Source organism: Myroides sp. ZB35, assembly GCF_001865835.1.
In the GTDB taxonomy this organism is placed as follows: Bacteria; Bacteroidota; Bacteroidia; order Flavobacteriales; family Flavobacteriaceae; genus Flavobacterium; species Flavobacterium odoratimimum.
The window spans coordinates 309,666-329,818 of sequence record NZ_CP017769.1 but is presented as its reverse complement, the minus strand read 5'-3'; the positions used below and the strand labels follow the sequence as shown (position 1 = coordinate 329,818).

At 35.8% G+C, this 20,153-nt stretch carries 15 protein-coding genes; 6 read left to right on the top strand and 9 right to left on the bottom strand.

What is annotated here, in order from left to right; all coding sequences use genetic code 11:
* The first annotated feature begins 15 nt into the window (after positions 1-15).
* Entirely contained in the window at positions 16-2,052 is a 2,037-nt protein-coding gene (locus BK054_RS01410; protein WP_071306887.1) for a dipeptidyl-peptidase 3 family protein, read from the top strand.
* Positions 2,053-2,101: 49 nt separating this feature from the next.
* Here the strand turns inward: BK054_RS01410 and BK054_RS01405 are convergent, their stop codons facing one another.
* Both BK054_RS01405 and BK054_RS01400 read right to left on the bottom strand, forming a co-directional pair.
* Positions 2,102-2,419, bottom strand: coding sequence for a hypothetical protein (locus tag BK054_RS01405; protein WP_006267063.1), 318 nt, complete (start codon positions 2,417-2,419; stop codon positions 2,102-2,104).
* Positions 2,420-2,436: 17 nt separating this feature from the next.
* The gene (locus BK054_RS01400) at positions 2,437-3,219 is read right to left on the bottom strand and encodes an AraC family transcriptional regulator (RefSeq protein ID WP_006264400.1); all 783 of its coding nucleotides are present in this window, start codon (positions 3,217-3,219) and stop codon (positions 2,437-2,439) included.
* 100 nt (positions 3,220-3,319) lie between these two features.
* Between BK054_RS01400 and BK054_RS01395 the strand changes: the two genes are divergently transcribed.
* Complete coding sequence (locus BK054_RS01395) at positions 3,320-4,516, top strand: CynX/NimT family MFS transporter (RefSeq protein WP_006267064.1); 1,197 nt, start codon at positions 3,320-3,322, stop codon at positions 4,514-4,516.
* A 46-nt stretch (positions 4,517-4,562) separates the two neighbouring features.
* Here the strand turns inward: BK054_RS01395 and BK054_RS01390 are convergent, their stop codons facing one another.
* The 3 genes from BK054_RS01390 to BK054_RS01380 form a co-directional block, all read right to left on the bottom strand.
* The gene (locus BK054_RS01390; RefSeq protein WP_006261938.1) at positions 4,563-5,024 is read right to left on the bottom strand and encodes a hypothetical protein; all 462 of its coding nucleotides are present in this window, start codon (positions 5,022-5,024) and stop codon (positions 4,563-4,565) included.
* Complete coding sequence (locus BK054_RS01385; RefSeq protein WP_006267065.1) at positions 5,014-6,264, bottom strand: ATP-binding protein; 1,251 nt, start codon at positions 6,262-6,264, stop codon at positions 5,014-5,016. The genes BK054_RS01390 and BK054_RS01385 overlap by 11 nt, the downstream gene beginning before the upstream one ends.
* Positions 6,265-6,371: 107 nt before the next feature.
* Positions 6,372-6,587: a DUF2905 domain-containing protein gene (locus BK054_RS01380; RefSeq protein WP_232234329.1), complete on the bottom strand. Its 216-nt coding sequence runs from the start codon at positions 6,585-6,587 to the stop codon at positions 6,372-6,374.
* 140 nt (positions 6,588-6,727) lie between these two features.
* On the opposite strand from BK054_RS01380, the gene BK054_RS01375 reads away from it, so the two are divergent.
* On the top strand, positions 6,728-7,432 hold the full coding sequence (locus tag BK054_RS01375) for a DsbA family oxidoreductase (protein WP_006264397.1): 705 nt from the start codon (positions 6,728-6,730) through the stop codon (positions 7,430-7,432).
* Between the two features lie 78 nt (positions 7,433-7,510).
* On the opposite strand, the gene BK054_RS01370 is transcribed toward BK054_RS01375, so the two are convergent.
* Together BK054_RS01370 and BK054_RS01365 are read right to left on the bottom strand one after the other, a co-directional pair.
* On the bottom strand, positions 7,511-7,978 hold the full coding sequence (locus tag BK054_RS01370; RefSeq protein WP_006264396.1) for a hypothetical protein: 468 nt from the start codon (positions 7,976-7,978) through the stop codon (positions 7,511-7,513).
* Positions 7,979-8,078: 100 nt separating this feature from the next.
* Entirely contained in the window at positions 8,079-8,840 is a 762-nt protein-coding gene (locus tag BK054_RS01365; RefSeq protein ID WP_006264395.1) for a hypothetical protein, read from the bottom strand.
* Positions 8,841-9,202: 362 nt separating this feature from the next.
* Here BK054_RS01365 and BK054_RS01360 point away from each other — a divergent pair, with 362 nt between their 5' ends.
* The 3 genes from BK054_RS01360 to BK054_RS01350 all read left to right on the top strand — a co-directional run bounded on the left by BK054_RS01360 (position 9,203) and on the right by BK054_RS01350 (position 13,924).
* Positions 9,203-10,420: an exonuclease SbcCD subunit D gene (locus tag BK054_RS01360; RefSeq protein WP_006264394.1), complete on the top strand. Its 1,218-nt coding sequence runs from the start codon at positions 9,203-9,205 to the stop codon at positions 10,418-10,420.
* 6 nt (positions 10,421-10,426) lie between these two features.
* Positions 10,427-13,471 (top strand): AAA family ATPase, encoded by a 3,045-nt coding sequence (locus tag BK054_RS01355; RefSeq protein WP_006267066.1) that lies wholly within the window; start codon positions 10,427-10,429, stop codon positions 13,469-13,471.
* A 150-nt stretch (positions 13,472-13,621) separates the two neighbouring features.
* On the top strand, positions 13,622-13,924 hold the full coding sequence (locus BK054_RS01350) for a helix-turn-helix transcriptional regulator (RefSeq protein ID WP_006260186.1): 303 nt from the start codon (positions 13,622-13,624) through the stop codon (positions 13,922-13,924).
* Between the two features lie 36 nt (positions 13,925-13,960).
* Here the strand turns inward: BK054_RS01350 and BK054_RS01345 are convergent, their stop codons facing one another.
* Both BK054_RS01345 and BK054_RS01340 read right to left on the bottom strand, forming a co-directional pair.
* Positions 13,961-15,124, bottom strand: coding sequence for an MFS transporter (locus tag BK054_RS01345; RefSeq protein ID WP_006260185.1), 1,164 nt, complete (start codon positions 15,122-15,124; stop codon positions 13,961-13,963).
* A gap of 76 nt (positions 15,125-15,200) precedes the next feature.
* Entirely contained in the window at positions 15,201-20,042 is a 4,842-nt protein-coding gene (locus BK054_RS01340; RefSeq protein WP_006267067.1) for a DNA repair ATPase, read from the bottom strand.
* Between the last annotated feature and the right edge of the window lie 111 nt (positions 20,043-20,153).

The window sequence follows — 20,153 nt, the reverse complement described above, 5'->3', positions numbered from 1 at the left end:
GTAAAAAACTACAATATGAAATTAAATACAATGGCCTGTATCGTATTGGCTTCCGCTATGTTATTATCATGTGGAGACAAGAAAGAGGCAGAAAAAGGAGCAAGCGAAGTGACTACAACAGAAAAGTTTGATTACAGTGTGGATCAGTTTGGAGATATCGAAGTATTGAGATATCAAGTACCTGGATGGGACGATCTAACATTAAAAGAAAAAGAATTAGTGTATTATCTAAGTCAGGCAGGGTATGCTGGACGTGATATCATCTGGGATCAGAACTATAAACACAATTTGACTATTCGTAAAGCATTAGAGAATATTTACGAAAACTATAAAGGAGACAAAGAATCAGAGGATTGGAAAGAGTTCGTGACGTATGTGAAGAGAGTATGGTTCTCTAATGGTATTCACCACCATTATTCTAACGAAAAGATAAAACCTGGATTCTCTCAAGCTTATTTCTCTATTTTATTAAAAGAGACTAATACTACATTAGATCAGAATGTAGCGAATGTTCTATTTAATAATGTAGATAGTAAAAAAGTAAATCTTGATTTAGCGAAAGGTCTTGTAAAAGGATCTGCAGTCAACTTCTATGGAGAAGGGATTACAGAAGATGAGGTAGAGGCATTCTATAATGCGATGAAGAGTCCAGACCCACATCGTCCATTATCTACAGGACTAAACTCTAAAGTAGTAAAAGAGAATGGTAAGTTAGTAGAGAAAGTATGGAAGAGTGGTGGAATGTATGGAGCAGCTATTGATCAAATCATCTTTTGGTTAGAAAAAGCTGTTACAGTTGCAGAGAACCAAGAGCAAGCAGATGCGCTTAAGTTATTAATCAAATATTACCAAACTGGAGATCTTCAGCTTTGGGATGATTATAACGTTGCATGGGTGAAAGCTACTAAAGGAAATATTGATTACAACAGTGGATTTATCGAAGTATATGCAGACCCATTAGGACATAAAGGATCTTACGAAAGCGTTGTTCAAATCAACGACTTTGATATGTCTAAGAAGATGGCTGTTCTTTCTAAAGAAGCTCAGTGGTTCGAGGATAACTCTCCATTAATGGCAGAGCATAAAAAGAAAAATGTAACAGGAGTATCGTATAAGACAGTGATCGTAGCGTCTGAGTCTGGTGATGCATCGCCAAGTACACCTATCGGAGTGAATTTACCGAATGCGGATTGGATTAGAGCAGAGCACGGTTCTAAGTCTATCTCTTTAGGTAATATTATCGATGCATATAATCATGCAGGTGGTTCGGATAAATTAAAAGAGTTCGTTCACGATGAGGAAGAATTACAATTAGAGGAGAAATATGGTGAGTTAGCAGATAAGCTACACACAGCTCTTCACGAGGTAATCGGACATGCATCTGGACAAATCAACAAAGGAGTAGGACAACCAAAAGAAACATTGAAGAGTTATGCTTCTACATTAGAAGAAGGACGTGCTGACTTAGTGGGTCTATTCTATTTATACAATCCTAAGTTACAAGAGTTAGGATTAGTTGACGATTGGAAGTCAGTAGGTAAAGCAGCTTATGATGGATATATCCGTAACGGATTAATGACGCAGTTAGTGCGCTTAGAGCCAGGTGCTGATATCGAAGAAGCTCATATGCGTAACCGCCAATGGGTGAGTGCTTGGGTATTCGAAAAAGGGAAGAAGGATAATGTAATAGAGAAAGTAGTTCGCGATGGTAAGACATATTATAATATTACGGATTATGATAAATTACACGATCTATTCGGACAACTTTTAAAAGAGACTCAACGTATCAAATCTGAGGGTGATTATAAAGCAGGACAAGCGTTAGTAGAGACTTATGGTGTGAAAGTAGATCAAGCTATCCACAAAGAAGTTTTAGAGCGCAATGCTAAGTTTAACTCTGCTCCATATAGAGGATTTGTAAACCCATACATTGTACCAGTGAAGAATGATAAAGGAGAGGTGACTGATTATGTAATCGAACAACCTAAATCATTTGAAGAACAAATGTTGCGTTATGCTAAAGAATATGGTTTCTTACCACTTGTAAACTAATTACAAGAAGATTATACAAGAAAGTCGGTTTATAATAAACCGACTTTTTTTATTTTTTGACTATAATGATATCTCCCATACACATCTCTATAGGACGATTATGAGGAGTATATTCTATCCAATCTACGGGGTCACTACTTTCACAGTCTATCATCAGGTGATAATAAGACATACCATGAGTAGTATCAGGTAGAGCATGTACATCATAGTGATTAACCGTGTCTAACTGATGATCTTCTACCATCGTTAGCCAAGAGATAGACTTGTCTAATTGGGCTATTAGGTATTGATTAGTGGTATCACCATGTTTTAGCTCTATGATTATGTCTTGTTTCTGTTTTTGTAGTAGAGAGATAATATCTTTCATATACGATAGGATATAAGTTATAGCGTGAATGTATGTTGTATAAACTCAGTCGGGCGTTGTCCCATCAGTTTAGTGAATACATTACTGTAAGACTGAGCACTGTTATACCCTACGAGTAACGCTATCTCATTGATAGTATATTGTCCTTCACTCAGCAGTTCTATAGACTTGATGATACGTGCCATCTGTATATATTTAGCGATACTGATACCCGTTTCTTTCTTAAACTGACGTTCTAAGGTACGAATACTCATAAAGGACAGTTGAGCTAACTCATCTATAGTGATAGTAGATTGATAATGTTTATGTATATAAGCAGTTACTTCTAGTAGTGCATTGGTACGTGGTACGGGAGTGATAAGAGGTACAGCATTCTGTACAAAAGAAGGCAATTCTAATAAGATAGCTCTTAAGAACGTCTGTTCACTCTCCTCATATTCCATATTCATAGACCACTTCTCAGTGTACATAATCATTTCTCTTAATACACTAGGTATAGAGAATAGGTATAACTCATCATAAAACGGAGGTAAGTCATCCACATCGAAGTATAGTGTATGTAGAGAGATATGCTCAGACGCATGCGTAGTCTTATGCGGCATATTGGATGGGATATAGGCCACATGATTTTGAGGTAATAAGAATTGGCACGACTCTACGTGTAGATGTTGATATCCTGATTCTACATATACGAGTTGAGCTTTCTTATGATGGTGAAACTCATTGTTGTGCTTCCAAAGCTCAGCATGCCAAGAAAAACCTTTCTTTCCAACTTGATCGACTAATTGTGATGTATTCATTCTTGTCGTTTTAGTTATGATTTATGGCGAATATAAACATTTATAATCATTTAATTTTGCACCTAGAAATAACAATGTGTAAATAATAAATTAAATAACAATGGAAAATAAGATAGAAGAGATATCTAAAATGAAGAAATTACTGATGTTGTTAGGTATCATATTTATTGCTTCTAATCTAAGAGCTCCACTTACATCTGTAGGTCCTGTTATATCAGAGATAAGTAAATCACTAGCTCTGTCTAACACTACAGCAGGATTAGTAACGACGATACCCTTAATGGCATTCGGATTCTTATCTAGTATGGTGCCAAAGATCTCACGTAGATACGGTATGGAGCTTGTATTATTAGGATCATTAATTCTATTGAGTATAGGATTAGTCATTAGACCTTATGGTAGTTTAGTTACTTTGTTTTTAGGAGCTGCCTTAGTAGGGATAGCGATTACAGTAGGTAATGTATTGATGCCAGCTTATATCAAAAGTAATTATCAGAAGAATGTAGGGACCATGATGGGAATATATTCAGTAGCTATGAACCTAACAGCAGCGTTAGCAGCAGGGTTTAGTATTAGCTTGGGTAAATTCACAGAGATGGGATGGAAAGGTTCGATAGGAGTATGGTTAGTACTGAGTATCGCGACTATATTGATTTGGCTTCCTCAAGTAAAAAAGAAACAAGCAATCGAAGGAAGTAATAGAGGCTTCACAGAAGAGAAAAAAGTAAATATGTACTCATCTAAGCTAGCATGGGCAGTTACAGTATTTATGGGAGTACAGTCTCTACTGTTCTACTGTTTAGCAGCATGGTTACCTAAAGTGGCTATCACATGGGGTATACCTAAAGAGGATGCAGGATGGTTATTGTCTTATATGCAGTTCGCACAGTTGCCTATGACATTCATTGGAGCTATTATAGCGAGTAAGTTATCTAATCAAAAACTGCTAGCTATCGGTACAGGAGTATTGTTTGCCATAGGGATAGCAGGTTTATTGATCTTTAAGGTAAATATGATCGCGCTATGGTGTGTATTAATCGGTACAGCGAGCGGATTAGCCTTTAGTTTATCGATGCTATTCTTCGTATTGCGTACAAGTAGCACTACCCAAGCAGCAGAATTATCAGGTATGGCACAGTCTATCGGATACCTAATCGCAGCATGTGGGCCTCCTGTATTTGGAGCATTATTCGATGTGACACAGTCTTGGTCTATGTCCTTGATATTTTTATTAGTTATGTCTATTACTTTGATTGTATCAGGAGGTATCGCTGGTAAGAACGATTGGGTCAAGTAATCCATAATAACTAACAAAGGAGACTAAATCATATTAGTCTCCTTTGTTAGTTTATAGGTTCTTCGTGTTTAATACTTTTAGGGATTACTTCTCCTTTATATGATTTTACTAGTGTTTTTAGTTTTTTCATTTTAGTCGTAAGTAATGCAGGTGTATTAAATTTCTTAGCTACTAGTATCGCATATAGTTTAGTGACAGAAATATTAGGACGTTTGATTAATACATCTATTGTCTGTATTAACTGTTCAACTCCATCATCTATATTTCCTCCTTTTAGTTCTATCAGACGGACAGAATCCGATGATGGTACATAGATAGCGAAGTCACACTGTTTCGTTTCATTTGTACTAATGAGTCCTTTATCCACTCTATATACAGTATACTCTATCGCATTTTTATTAGTACCGATGTACTTAACACCTTTAGTCTCTTCTAAAGATAAAGTTTTACGATTATCATCACAGTAGATATGTTGCTTTAAGGAATAGTATTTCTCATTAAACTTCATGGTACTGTGTATCTAATAGATTATCAAACTCATTATTTAACAGCTGAGATACCTCGTCTATCTTGCTAGCATCTATTTGTCTTTCTTCATAATCTAGTATATCTTCTACTACACCATCTCTAACGAACCATACTCCTACATCATTAAAATCAACCCAATACTCTTCCCCTATGATATCTTTTACTTCTTCACTAGCTGCCTTAGCACAGTCATTCGCATAGATAAGATTATTCAGCGTAGTCAGTATATAAGGACTATGCGTAGTCAGGAACAGACTGTGTTCTCTACCTTCAGCATTGTGATAGGTTGATTTAACTAGATGTTTAACTAATTCTCTTTGAGTAACAGGAAACAAGTTTACTTCTGGTTCTTCTAAGAATATATTAGATTGTTGTATGTTTTCTAAATTATTTATAACAGATTGAAGTACATATTGAAAAGAAGATTCTGTAGTTTTTAGTTCTAATTTAATCTTATCTATAACACTTAAATCTTTTTCTGCTGATTTATAGATACTGTTTTTTAATTCTCTTTTTACACTAACCTCTTCTACACTGTCTTTTGTTTCTTGATTATATACTTCATTATTAATGTATTCAGTCAACATATATAGTGGAACGATAGATTGTAATCCGCTTGATGCATTCTTGATATTAATTGTCTTATTGACAGAAGTTAAATACAATTCGTCTGTATCTTTTTCTTTATTGTATTTATAATTAACTCCTAAGTCTAAGATAGGTTGGAATTTATCACTAAATGAATATCTCGTTTCTTGCCAATGTGCAAGAAAGTTTCTTAAGTTGGTGTTTTCTAGTTTTATTTGAAACCAATTTGGAATAACAGCAACTATATTTCGTTCAGCAGGGATGTATATGGTCTTATTTCGTTTATAAGACCACCAATAATCCTCAGTTTTCCATTTAAAACTAAAGGTGCTTTTATCATATGAAAAAGAAAAATCGATAAGATCTGTCTCAAATTTTATATATGAATGTTTGCTAAAGAATCCCTCTAGTTTATGGAATTCAATTAGGGTTTCTATAAAATAAGATGAGATTTGTACATGATTAAGCATAGGATTAGTGTATAATTCTTTCTCTACCCATGAGCAATGGCACGCTATCTTGTTAATAGTACTTTTACCTGAGCTTTGAAGTCCTATCAAAACATTAATGCGTTTTAAATCAATAGTTATTGATTTAATAGGGCCAACATTTTTAATAGTTAATCTTCTCATCTTTAGTATGATATTAGTGTTTATAGATATAGCATAACTGCTGTTATACAAAAGTAATAAAATTATTGTAGCAATTGTGTTTATAGATTAGGTGAAGTAAACCTTTATCAGCTAAAGAACTTTCTGTATAACCATAGTAATCCTGTGCCTACTACAGATACGATAATCATAGAGGTAATCGGCATAAAGAATGAAAAACCTGGGCGCTGGATACGGATATCACCAGGCAATTTGCCAAACCAATCCAGATTAAACGAAGTGAATTGTATCAATAGACCTATGATGACGATGATACAACCGATAAATATGATTGTTTTTCCCATAAGAGTAAAGGTATAAAAATACATGCACTTCCCTTTAGGAAACTATTTAATTATTGTTAAGGAGACAGGTATTAGGGTGTTTTAATAGTATCTTTGAGTATAGAGTTATTTAGGTAACTCCTCATTTAAAAAGATAAGATATGAAAGTAGAGATATGGTCGGACATTATGTGTCCGTTTTGTTACGTCGGAAAGAAGAATTTTGAGAATGCATTGGTACAGTTGCCTTTCGCAGATAAGATAGAAGTAGAGTGGAAGAGCTTTCAGCTAGATCCAGACTTACCTGTAGAAGGGTTGGATATGTCTACTAAGGAGTACCTAGCTAAGCGCAAAGGTATGCCAGAGCAACAGATACAAGGGATGCTAGAGAACTTAAAACAAGCAGGTAAAGCAGTAGGTATCGAGTTTAACCAAGACCAATCTATTCCTGTGAATACGATTAGAGCTCATCGCTTTGTACACTTTGCACAGTTACAAGGAAAAGGGAATGAGGCTAAAGAAGTAGTGTTTAAAGCTTATTTTACAGATGGAAAAAATGTAGGTGATATTGAGGTTTTAGCTGCTTTAGGTACTGAAATAGGACTGAGTGCTGAGGAAATCAAAACATTTTTAGCTACTGATGGACAACTAGAAGAAGTGAATGCAGATATTACAGAAGCACGTGCTCTAGGGATATCAGGAGTGCCATTCTTCGTATTAGATAGAAAATACGGTGTATCAGGAGCTCAACCTACAGAGTCTTTTGTAGAAGCACTGACACAAGCATTCCAAGAAAGCCAACCTAAATTCGAAATGAAAGGTGGTAGTGATGCGGCAGCATGTGGCCCAGAAGGATGCGAGATATAAGTACCTATAGTTGATTTATAAATACGAACAGCCCATTTATACAGTGTATGAATGGGCTGTTTTATTATTAGATATATTTTAATCAAAGTCTATATAAACAAAGTAATCATACTTGTTTTTAGGTTTTTCGTTTTTCTCTAAACCGTCTAAGTATAGCTTTGCAGGAGTGCCTTTATTGAGAAATTGCTCATGAAGTTTATATAACAACTCTAAGGCAGGAAAATTTTGGTTATTATCTGCTTTTAAAGTTGCGTGAATAGTACTATAAAATTCGGGTCTATCTGATCCTGCCTCTTTCCAATGTGGTAGTAATTCGAATTTGATAATTTCTTCATTATTGTATTTGTCGTCTTTAGAATACATGATTGCATCGTAACAAATCACTACCTCTGGCTGATCTATTATAATCTCAGTAGGATCCCAATTGTCGGAGTTTCCGAAGTTTCTAATTTGCTTAGCAATTACTTCTTGGTTTAGTTCTTCTCGGGTTTCAGGTAATTCTTCTGAGAAGTCCCATATCACATTGTGAAATATTCTCTTTTCCATCTTTTTATTTTAAAGATAGTAAAATAGTAACCTCTATTAAATTGAAGGAGAATAATGTTTGAATAGTGTAAGGAATTTATTCTACTCTAATAAGAGCATTCTATTGAGGAAGTCTTCGATCCTTGGTAGGTGTGTCATTGTATTGCATATACGCCCATTCTCCTCGGTATAGATTGTTGAACACAAGATCTTTGTACTTATTGTTGATACTGAACAGTCTTACTTGTACACGAGAAGGAGTGTAAACTTCTTGTTCTTCAGCAGAGATATGTTCTGCTATAAAGGGAGGTTCAGTTATCTCGTGGTAGCGCACTACTAAGGCTAATACCCTGTCCTCTTTTTGCCAAGTATAGACGATACAGTCATACACCATAAAAGCGATTTTCTCTACAGGTTCTCCTTCTTTAGAGATGATATAGTCACGGAGTTGTATAACCTTGTTTTCGTCACCTTTTAGGTCAGAGCAGGCTACCCCGATTAGGTCTTTATTTAGACTCTGTAGCATATCTACCTTATCGAAGTAATAGTCCCCATACTTCGCCACACTGTCAGACTCTATCCACATCCTCATACTATACTCTTTGCCGATTATGTCTCTAAGAGAATCATTATATCTCTTAGGAGCTACTCTATAGTGTGTGATCTCTATAGGTTTAAGTTCTTTAACTACTGTCATCACACTAGCATCTGCATCAGCTGTGATACTCCCATCGTTATTGCCATTAAAAGCATAAAAGTCCTCTACTGGGAAGTCATAATTGAATGTCTCAATATCCATCTTAATGTCTCCAAATTTCTTAGGCTCTTGACAAGAGAGTAGAACTATAGGAAGTATGAGGTATAGTAAGCTTCTTTTTATCATAGTGGTTTAAGTAAAGTTGTTAGATAGGCGAATAGGTATTAGAATCAATATTAAATTGAAAACGAATTGTTTAATTTAAAATTGTGTGTGGGTATGAATGTCTTTTTACTGCCATTTTAGATAGGGTGGTCGGCATGTGGTCGGCTAGTGATGGGCATTTGGTCGGCTTAAAAGTGCCAAAAATAGCCTATCACTATCCTATCACAAGGGGAGCAGTATGGAATCACGTGGAAGAAAGTCGCTATAATTCTTTTGTATCATCGGTTTTGAGACAAAAAAAATGAGGAAGCTAATCCTAAAATAGACTGAGAAACCTCTATATAGTTAGTATCTTTGAGGCACTAGAAAACAAAGAAAGATACATGGGATTGAAGATTCTACATACAGCCGACTGGCACTTAGGGAAGAGATTAGATAACTTTAGCCGCCTAGACGAACAGCGTATAGTGCTAGACGAAATATGCGAGATAGCAGAACGCGAAGCAGTAGATGTAGTCTTAGTAGCAGGAGATTTATTTGATACGTTTAACCCTCCAGTAGAGGCTGTAGAATTATTTTATAAAACACTTAAACGCTTAGCGAAGAACGGAGAGAGACCTGTCATCGCTATAGCTGGTAACCACGATAGCCCTGAGCGTATAGACGCACCAGATCCGTTAGCACGAGAGTGTGGGATTATCTTAGTCGGACTACCTCATACTGAGGTTACTCCTTTTGAGATCGAAAATCAGTTTAAAATATCGAAGTCAACAAATGGTTTTTTTGAATTGAGATTAGATCGATTTAAACAACCGATACGCATATTACACACTCCTTATGCAAATGAGGTAAGGCTAAAGAAAGCACTAGATACAGAAGATAAAGGAGCAGCTCTTAATGAGGTGTTAGGAGAGAGTTGGCAAGCTTTAGCAGATAAGTATTGTAAGACTAAAGGGGTGAATCTATTGATCTCGCATCTGTATATGATGAACCGAAATGGAGAGTTATTAGAAGAACCTGATGGAGAGAAACCGCTGAAGGTAGGTAATGCAGATATTATATACAGCGATATTATTCCAGAGCAAGTGCAGTACACGGCACTTGGGCACTTACATAGAGCACATCAGGTGGGGGTAGAAGATAGACCTGTGGTTTATTCGGGGAGCCCATTGAGTTATAGTTTTAGTGAAGCAGGTCAGCAGAAGTATGTGATGATCTTAGAGGCAGAAGCGGGCAAACCTATTACCTATACGAAGGTGGCACTAGAGAGTGGAAGACAACTGTCACGAGTGAAGTTTAATAGTGTAGATGATGCTGTGGAGTGGTTAGTAGCAAATCCGTATCATCTAGTGGAGTTAACCATAGTAAGTGATACCTTCTTAAATGGAGATGATATCAAGAGGTTATACACTGCGCATGATGGTATTATTACAATTATCCCACAAGTAACATTGGGGGATAAAGGAGAACAAGCGAATGTAAAACAGGTGAACTTAGAGCAAGATATGCAAGGACTGTTTAGAGATTACTTTAAACAGCGCAATAAGGGGCAAGAGCCTAATGAGGAGTTGATGGATTTGTTTAACGAGATTTTAGATTAGAGCAGTATGATACCAATTAAGTTAACGATAGAAGGACTGTATTCTTATCAAGAAAAACAAGTTATTGACTTCACCAGTCTTATAGAAGCAGGGTTATTCGGTATATTCGGTAAGGTCGGATCGGGAAAGTCTTCTATTTTAGAAGCTATTTCTTTTGGGCTTTACGGAGAGACAGAGCGTATGAACTCTCGTGATAACCGTGCATATAATATGATGAACCTAAAGTCTGACCGTTCGGTAATAGACTTTGAGTTTTATAATTTTAAAGATGAGAAATACCGCATCTATAGAGAGTTTAGAAGAAACTCTAAGCGCTTCGATGATGTAAAGAGAGGTGAGGCAACACTGTATAAGGATGAAGATGGTATCTGGGTACCTCAGAAAGAGTTGAATATACAGGAAGTAGTGGGTCTGAGCTATGAGAACTTTAAGCGTACTATCATTATCCCACAAGGGAAATTCAGAGAGTTTATAGAATTAGGAGGGAAGGACAGAACGAAGATGATGCAAGAGATATTCAGCTTAGATCGTTTTGACCTTGCTGATAAGACTAAACGATTATATAGCTCGACTAAGGAGAGTCTGAATATAATAGAAGGAGAGCTAAAGAGCTTTAGCCAAGTCACAACGGAGCAGATAGCAGAGCAGAAGGCGCTACACCTACAGGAGACTGAGAATTTTAACCTACTGAATAAGAATTTTAAGGAAGAAAACGATAGTTATCAGAAGGTCAAAGCAGTGAAGGATGACTTCGAAGCCTTGGCAATAAAGAAATCAGAGTTAGGCACATTAGAAGAGAAGCTACCTGAGATAACTGCTCAAAAGAATGAATTGTCTCAGTATGAGCAACTAGATAAAGCATTCTCTGCTGTACTGTTAGAACAACAAAAGACAGTTGATAAAGCAGTAAACAGAGAGGCTCGATTAGCTATATTAACAAAAGAAACTACAGAGCTACAAAGTCAGTTTAAGAAGGTGACAGATGAACTCAAAGTGGCAGAACAACAGTATGCAGGTTTAGAACACCTCAAAGCAGAGTTGTATGAGTTGAATTTGATCAAAGAAATCAAGAAAGCTAATCTCGCTAAGGAGGCCTTATTAGAGCGTTATCACAAAGGAAAGTCTTTTGTAGTAGATGCTGAGAAGGCATTAGAAGGGAGCAAACTTGCTTTAGCACAAAAGGAGATAGAACTAAATACTGCCAAAACAGCTAGAGTAGATACAACGATGCTGATGGCTATAGAGGCATGGTTCGGTCAGCAATCTTTTATTCACAAAGGGATTCAAGATGTGCAACAGCATATGAATGCACTACAGACAGAGTTACAAATAGTAGAAAAGGATATCTTAGGTCTAAAGTTAAAGGATATCAATCATTGGGAACAAGAGATAGAGAAGTATAGAAATCACTTTGAACAAGAGATTAATACGATAGAAGTAGAGTTGCGCAATCATAGAGTAGCACAACAGTTAGTACAGTACGCTAATGAGCTTCACGAGGGGCAACCTTGTCCTTTATGTGGTTCTGCACATCACCCTCATATTCTTCAGGGAGACGATGTGTCTTCTGCTATACAGCAGTGTGAACTTCGTCTAAGTGATATAAAGGATAAACAAGAGCGCTTAAAGAAGTATGAAAGAAAAGCTACTGGTCTTTTTGATAAGAAGAAACTCTTAACAACACAATGGCAAGAAAGCCAGCAGAGAGAACAACACTTCCAACAGGAGTTAGTCTCTCATCAGCAGAACTTTGTTTGGACTGTGATAGAAAAGGGGAATGAAGCACAGTTTATTGAGTTAAAACAAAGAGCTGAGTTAGCGAATAAGCAAGTAGAATCTCTGGAAGCACAGTTTGCTACAGTAGGAAAAGAAGTAGAACAGCACAGAGGACATGTAGATAAGTTTACCAAAGAACTAAATGCGATAGAAGTAGAAGGTGCAAGTCTAGAGAGTGAGATCAAGTCTAAGAGTACACAGATTATAAGATTGCAGATAGAGACCTATCTAAGTTTAGAGGAGACTTTATTAGTACAACAAGTACAACAACGAGAAGCTAATGTAACCTTAGTAGAACAACGCTATAAAGATCTAACGAACCAATATCAGATGATGTCTCCTAAGTTGGCAAGCTTACAGACAGAGAGCAATAGTGTACAGGTAGAATTAAATGAACTGAAAGTAGCTGTTGATCAGTTTAACGAGCAGATTAAAGCTTTATTAGTCAATCATCAAGTACAATCTGTAGAGGAAGTGCGTAGTGTGTTGGATAAGCAGATTAATGTTGTAGAACGTAGAGAACAAATACAAGCATTCGAAGTACAACTAGAGGTAGTCCGTAATGCAGTGAGTACTTTAGAAGTGAAGTTAGAAGGTATTTCTTTTGATCAAGAGAAGTTTGCTAAACAGCAAGAAGTAATAACGAAGTTAGAACTACAGGTCAAAGAAGCGACAGAGGCTGTGGCTAAATTGGCAGGAGAAATAGACCGTTTAGAAAAAGACTATGCGAAGAAGCAGAACTTACAGAAGCAGTATGATGCAATAGAAAAACGAGTGAAGAATCTGAATACACTATTGACGATGTTTAGTGGAGCTGGTTTTGTAAACTATGTGTCAGCTATCTATTTAAAGAACTTATGCGATATGGCGAATGCTCGTTTCCATCGATTGACGAATAACCAATTGAGCTTACAGTTAAATGAAGCGAATGAGTTTGAGATCATAGATTATTTGAACAATGGGAAAGCGAGAAGTGTGAAGACCTTATCAGGAGGACAGAGTTTTCAGGTGTCTTTATCTCTAGCGTTAGCATTAGCAGAGAGTGTACAGAGTCTGTCTAAGTCAGATAGAAACTTCTTCTTTATAGATGAGGGGTTCGGTACGCAGGATAGTGAGTCAGTTAATATTGTATTCGAGACGTTGAGCAATCTGCATAAAGAGAATAGGATAGTAGGTATTATCTCTCACGTAGACGAACTACAAGAGCGTATCCCTATGTCTCTATCCGTTGTAAAAGATGAAGAACGAGGTAGTGAAGTAGTGATAAATTATTAGTAAATCTTATTAGATACTACAGCCCAGTCAGCGATGATTGGGCTTTTTTATGGTATAGTTTTAGTGGCTTAATACATTGATTTATAGTTTGTATTGTTTTTAAGTAACTTTTAAATTACCTTTGAAGTGTTAAAATAAATTAATAGCACCATGAAAGAAAATAGAGATGTGAAGACTTGGTCACAAGTAAAAGATGAGGTGTTTGGTGTAGTTGGCGAACCGAAAAGAGATGAGATAGAGAGAGAAGTAGAGACTTTTAAAGTAGGATTATTGCTTAGAAAGGCAAGAGAAGAGAAAAAACTAACTCAAGCAGAACTAGCTAGTTTAGTGAATAAGAAGAGAGAATATATCTCTCGAGTAGAAAATAATGGAAGTAATATGACATTAAAGACGTTATATGATATTGTAGAAAAAGGATTAGGCGGAAAGGTGACAATATCCATTGAACTATAAATATACAGCCCAGTCAGCGATGATTGGGCTTTTTGTTTATTTTGATGAGGTAGATTCGATAACTATAAATCTACTCAGTAGAGAGATAGCTAACCCAAAAAAGGCTACTATAGCAAAGGCGGTCTTAAGAGAAGAGTGCTGTGCAATAAACCCTATAACTGGTGGCCCTAAAAAGAAACCGATAAAACCGATACTAGTAATTAACGTTAAGGCCTGCTGAGGTGGCATTGTTTTAGTATGTCCTGCTAAGTTATAACACATGGGTACTACTGCGGATACACCTAAACCTACAATCATAAAAGAGATAATAGTAGTATATACTCCAGGAAATAATACTGAGGCTCCTAATCCTATAAAAAGGAGGATACCACAGAAGAGTAAAGTTCTCTGCTCTCCAAATCGCCTTACTGTGAAGTCTGATATAAAACGACCACTAGCCATCGCAAACATATAAGCGGTCAGCCCATACCCGATAAGCTGTATAGGAGCATGCGTAACATGCTTCATATATTCACTTGACCAATCTGTCATCATTCCTTCTGCTACCATAGCGAAGAAAGCTAATAGCCCTAAAAGGACTAAGTTCTTATCAGGTAATTGAAAGCCTTTCTTTTCTGTTAGTATAGGATTATCACTAGTAGTGTCGTTCGTCTCAGGAATAAGGTATTTAAAAAGTAGAAGAGAAATAATAATCCCTACGGTAGAGTAATAGATAAAATGTTCTAAAGGTGGGACATAGCTACTGATCATTTCTGCGCCTAACCATGAAGCAACAAAGCCTCCTATACTCCAAGTGCCATGTAAAGAGCCTATGATTTGCCCTTTATATAGTTTAGAGACCTTAATAGCCTGTGTATTGATAGAAATATTAGTGATATTACTAATCGCTCCAAATAAGACTAAGTTTACTTTTAATTGCCATAATACCTCCCAATATCCAATACCTACTAACAGTACTAAATAAGTTAATAGAAAGAGTAGAGTTGCTTTTTTACTGCCTAATTTCTCTATTATTCTACCAGCTATAGGAAGAGTTATTAAAGTTCCTATAGAGATGTATAATAAGACAAATCCCCAAGCAGAGTCATTTACTCCGAAAGCTTCTTTAATAGTAGGAATACGCGATGCCCATGAGGCAGATATCCCTCCAAAGATGAAGAATAGTGCAGTAACGGCTATGCGGGCTAAGTGTTTTGACATAAGGTTTTAGATTGAAGGCAGTAAATGTATAAATAAAAAAACGGTCTGTTGTTTAGACAGACCGTTTAGGTGATTATTATTTTTTGATTGCTTTAGCAATGCTTTCTAAGTTTTGGTTGAAGTCCATCAGCTGACCTAATACTTGAGCCACTTGATTGTCTTTACCTGCCATACCTAATTTGTTTTGTTTAATAAAGATATCTTTAATATCCTCCCAACGTTTGCGCTCTACATCTGTCAGTCGGTTAGCCAGTTCTTTTAGTTTAAGTAAGTTTGCTTCTGTATCAGATGTCAAGGTCTGTGATTCGTTCTCATAGTGTGTTAAGATTAACTCATCTATTTCACTATCGTTCATCAGTGGAACTATCCTACTCATCATCTTATTCATATCACGGTAAGAACCTTGTAGCTTAAAGGCAGGCTCTGTTCTATAAGCATTGTCCATACTTGCACTTAAGATATATTGCTGATTTACCTTTAGTACAATATCTCTTACTGTGATTGATTTCTTTAATACAGCAGTAAACTCTTCTATCTCCTGCCCACTAAAGTTCCCTTCTAATGATAAAGATTCTTCTGATTTTGTTTCGATGTGGTTAATCAGTTTATAGAAATCATCTAAAGAGTTACTACTTAATTTTTGTAAATAGGTATTCTCAGCAATAGCGTTTTCTAATAAACTTAGCTTAAACAAATGCTCTGTACTACCAATCACATCTCCTAAGTTATAGGTATCAGCACGGTTAGCTAACATATCAGGTATCTGAAACTTCTCTCCTGATTCTGTGTATGGGTTACCTGCCATAATGATACAGAATCGCTTACCTCTTAGGTCATAAGTCTTACTCTCTCCTTCGAAGATTCCATCCATCTTACGCTGTCCATCGGCTAGAGATATAAACTTCTGTAGAAATTCAGAACTACAGTGCTGTATATCGTCTAAGTACAGCATTACGTTGTCCGCCATCTCAAAAGATAAGTTTATTTTCTTTAGTTCTTCTCTTGCACCAGAAGTCTTAGCTTCTGTAGGGTCAATAGAGGTAATAGAGTGTCCAATAGTAGGTCCGTTAATCTTAACGAAGTGAAGACCTAAAGCATTGGCTAAGTATTCCATTAGAGTAGTCTTACCATATCCAGGAGGAGATACTAATAATAACATTCCCATACGTGCTGTACGTTTGTTATCACCATAAACTCCTATCTGTTTGGCTAAGTTATTTCCAATTAATGGAAAATAAACTTCATTAATCAGTTTATTACGAACAAAAGAAGTCAGTACACGAGGTTTCAGTTCGTTTACTTTTAATGATTTCTTGTATTCGCTTAACAACATATCTTTAGTAGCAATAAAGTCTGTAAACATTGGGACACGCTCAGTCTCGAATACTTCAAGCTTGTGCATATATTCGTGATAGTCTAATGTATAAGTATCTTGTACTATTAAAGCGTGGTTCCCTTTTAAGTTGTTTAAGATTATAGTGTCAGTACTCTCTTTTAAAGTATAGTTATATTGCTTTTCAAATAACAATAAACAACATGCTTCATCAATATACTTTTTATATATAGCAGCTTTAGGTTCATTATCTATATAAGAATACAACCAGTTCTGTATTAAATAAAAAGCATCTAATGTAGATAAGGTGGTATCGTTAATATCATTCTCAAAGATTACACTAGCATTCTTTTGTTGTAAGAAAGTAACAAACTGTTTCTTTAATATAGAAGCCTGTTCTGCTTTTGTAAAGAATACTCCTGATGAGAACTCTTCAAAAATATAATTAGCGACCTCTTTCTTGTATGCTAATTCACGCAATGGTGATTGCCATTGTGCATATAGCTCCTCTAATTGATTAATTATATATTGATAATTAGTACTGCTAGGAAATACCTTTTGTACAGCAGCAGCATTATTGATATTCTTCAATAAAGACTCCCTTACTTCCGCTTCTAATTTATACCAGAATACTTGTGCCGAAACACGGATAGCAGGAGCATACGTCAATATTCCTAATTCTGCTTTTAGTTTCAGTAAGGCTTGTGTAATTTCTAATCCGTCAAAGTCGTGTACACCTTTTAGATATCCTTCAGAGTAGTTCTGTTCTGTTCTAAATTTAACTGCTTCATTAATATCTAAAGAAGGATTAGTACGTAGTTCTTTTACTATTTGATAAGCTAAGTACTCTGCTCTATATACTTCGTTATTCTCAGAGATAATGTCTTGATTCCATATCTCCTTATAGGCATAGATCTTATCATTTTGAATAGGATAAGTAAAGCTGGTACCTGTTAAGTGATAATACAGAATATCGTTACGTCTAACGATAGTAAGGTCTAATGGCTGTTTGTTGACTAAGAATTTGTGAGTACCTAAACTGATGACATTTTCTCCATCAGCGAATAGGTCTTGTTTATCTCTCAGTGTACGCAGTGCATCTTCTTGACTCGTCTTAACGCTGTTCTCTAAATTTTCAGCTTTAGATACATCTCCTAAGTCATTTAACTCAATAACTAATTGACGTACCTTATCGACCATAAGGTCAGTAGAGAAAAATGCAAGTATCTCCTCTTTCGTTTTGAAAGAAGAAGACTTATTCTCTATATTCTTTAATATACGTAGACCTATCTGTTCTAACGAACTCGTACGTCTATTGATTTGTTCTACTAATTGAGTTTTACGCGTATCAAAAGCTTTAGACACTTCCTCTCGCTTATCTGCTATCTTTAGAATAAAATCATCAAAGTCAGCAAACTTACTTTCTAACTCTTCTACTTGAACACTTACTTTAGAATGGTATTCGTCACACTTCTCAGGTGAATTAGATAATTCTAAGAAGTTGATGATACTTTGGTCAAGTAAGGTTAATTGAGCATGAAACTCTGCGATAGATTCATTCGTACGTAGAGAGTCTATCTTTCTCTTCAGTTGAGAACGCACCTCATTAAGCGAAGCAAATATTACAGATATCTTCTCTATAATCTTTGTCGCCTGTGTAGTGTCTTCTATTTTTAAACTGTTTAGTATGTCTATCAGCAGTTCTAATTCAGCTGATATTGCCTTACAGTTTTCGTCTATAGCATTAGCATCAATTACTTTGACTACCTCATTTACTTTAGCCTTTTGATCTACTACTTTTTGCTCATAAGGAACGAGTGCTTGTTCTTGTAGTAAGAAAGCGATTGTTTTATCAGATAGTGATTCATTGGTTTTACCTAATTGCTCTTGATAATTCTCTAAGATAGTTAAGTCAACATATTTAGTCTGACGAGCACTGATGACTTCACCTAATAGCTTTCTGTTTTCAGCTAATAGATGTACTAATCCTTCCAGCGTATCACCTTTAGCATTCTTAACATTAAAGAGCTGTTTATCTACTTTCGCTTTTAGATCAGTTAATAGACCAGCGGCTCTCTTGCGTTGCTCTTGTACTTTTTCAAACTCATCTATAGCAGTATTAGCGATACTTCTTATCTGCTCTAATGGTTCATCTAAGCTTTTAGTTTCTTTGGTTCTTATCCAGAAGTAGGCATCTATAATGTCATTTGCTTTCTTAGCTATATCACCGTACAGCCCTTCATACGAATCTTCTTTATCGATGAGGTGGATGATCTCTTGACATTCAGCCATCGCTTTAACGATGTCCTTATTCCCTATTTTGTATAAGTGATTCTCTTTTTGTTCCTTATTCTCTATTAATGTAGCAGCATAAGGAGTTTCCCATATTTGTACTACGTGATGTCTTACTGCCTCATTCTCTGAGCGAAAATAGATTAACTTACCATCGTTAAACAACGTAAAACCACTACATACGATAGGAGTTTCTACTTGTTGTTTGATGATGTTATAAGACATCAGGGTATAGATATTGTTCTCTGCTTGATAGAATAGATATAAGTAGTCCTCCCCATTATGAGAAGGGATAGTTCTTACAAATTCTAAGTTGTGAACACTGTTATCAAATATTTTATAATCTCCATTCTGTAAATAGTATCCATTAGAGAATAAAATACCTTGGCCATCAGGGAGAAGTATACCTGTTTCATTTAAGGCAGGTACATTGATAACTTGTTTTGTTCTATTATTAAAGATAAAAGCACGGAAATCCTCTTGGTAAGGTTTAATGCGTATAGCAATAAAGTTACCTAAGTCAGCGTAGAAGTAATCAGCATCATCTAACTGCTGATCGGCATTCTTTACAGGTTCAGAGTATATTCCTTGTCCATTATCTGTGTTGTCTTCTATTTTAAAAGTAATATCACCACCTACTGCTTCTATAAATACCTTGTCTTGTATAGATACGTGAGGGTGTACTCCTAAGCGTCTGTTCTCAAGATTAGTCTTAATCCAATTGAACTCAAACTGAGGACTCTTTACTACTTCGTGAATGCTACGGTCATCCTGATAAATCAATTGATTATCTTTGATTAACCACTTAAATGCTTTTAAGTTATCTGCATTCTTACTTGTTTGGAATACCATATAGAGGTAATTCTCTGTCTTCTTAAATCTGCTGAAGATAGAGTCTCTATAGTATTTATATAAGTTTTTATAATCACTGATGAAGTTCTCATCATAGATAAAATCTAAAGGTTGAGGTAAGAACTGATCATTTTCAAAGCGGTATATACTAAATACATCACTTAACTGAATATCAGTCTTTAGCCCAAAGTGTACGTTATAGGCAAAAATACAAGTCGTGTCAAAGGCAATAATACCTCTGGCAGTACAGTTGTTTTCTGTCGTAATACGTTGATTGGCGATAAGTTTTAGATCAACAGAAGTAAAGACTTCTTTACGGTCGTCATTCAGTGCATTTAATCGTTGGATTAAATCGCTCTTCTGACTTTGTAGTCTCTTCTGTATAATCTCATAAGTGTTAGAATCTAATGATTCTATATTTTGGTTTTCTAATTCAGCCATATATAAAGGATACTTTGTACTAGAACGATAAGACTAATACGTAGGTAAATTAAAAATAGAGTAGGGGTAAATAGGAGAAAATCACTCTTCTCTACAGAGAAGAGTGATTAG

Coding starts and splice junctions, on each gene's coding strand:
- BK054_RS01400 (WP_006264400.1), bottom strand. CDS start 3,219: ATGAATACATCACAATTAGTCGATCAAGTTGGAAAGAAAGGTTTTTCT.
- BK054_RS01355 (WP_006267066.1), top strand. CDS start 10,427: ATGATACCAATTAAGTTAACGATAGAAGGACTGTATTCTTATCAAGAA.
- BK054_RS01345 (WP_006260185.1), bottom strand. CDS start 15,124: ATGTCAAAACACTTAGCCCGCATAGCCGTTACTGCACTATTCTTCATC.
- BK054_RS01370 (WP_006264396.1), bottom strand. CDS start 7,978: ATGGAAAAGAGAATATTTCACAATGTGATATGGGACTTCTCAGAAGAA.
- BK054_RS01380 (WP_232234329.1), bottom strand. CDS start 6,587: ATGGGAAAAACAATCATATTTATCGGTTGTATCATCGTCATCATAGGT.
- BK054_RS01390 (WP_006261938.1), bottom strand. CDS start 5,024: ATGAAGTTTAATGAGAAATACTATTCCTTAAAGCAACATATCTACTGT.
- BK054_RS01395 (WP_006267064.1), top strand. CDS start 3,320: ATGGAAAATAAGATAGAAGAGATATCTAAAATGAAGAAATTACTGATG.
- BK054_RS01375 (WP_006264397.1), top strand. CDS start 6,728: ATGAAAGTAGAGATATGGTCGGACATTATGTGTCCGTTTTGTTACGTC.
- BK054_RS01360 (WP_006264394.1), top strand. CDS start 9,203: ATGGGATTGAAGATTCTACATACAGCCGACTGGCACTTAGGGAAGAGA.
- BK054_RS01340 (WP_006267067.1), bottom strand. CDS start 20,042: ATGGCTGAATTAGAAAACCAAAATATAGAATCATTAGATTCTAACACT.
- BK054_RS01410 (WP_071306887.1), top strand. CDS start 16: ATGAAATTAAATACAATGGCCTGTATCGTATTGGCTTCCGCTATGTTA.
- BK054_RS01365 (WP_006264395.1), bottom strand. CDS start 8,840: ATGATAAAAAGAAGCTTACTATACCTCATACTTCCTATAGTTCTACTC.
- BK054_RS01405 (WP_006267063.1), bottom strand. CDS start 2,419: ATGAAAGATATTATCTCTCTACTACAAAAACAGAAACAAGACATAATC.
- BK054_RS01385 (WP_006267065.1), bottom strand. CDS start 6,264: ATGAGAAGATTAACTATTAAAAATGTTGGCCCTATTAAATCAATAACT.
- BK054_RS01350 (WP_006260186.1), top strand. CDS start 13,622: ATGAAAGAAAATAGAGATGTGAAGACTTGGTCACAAGTAAAAGATGAG.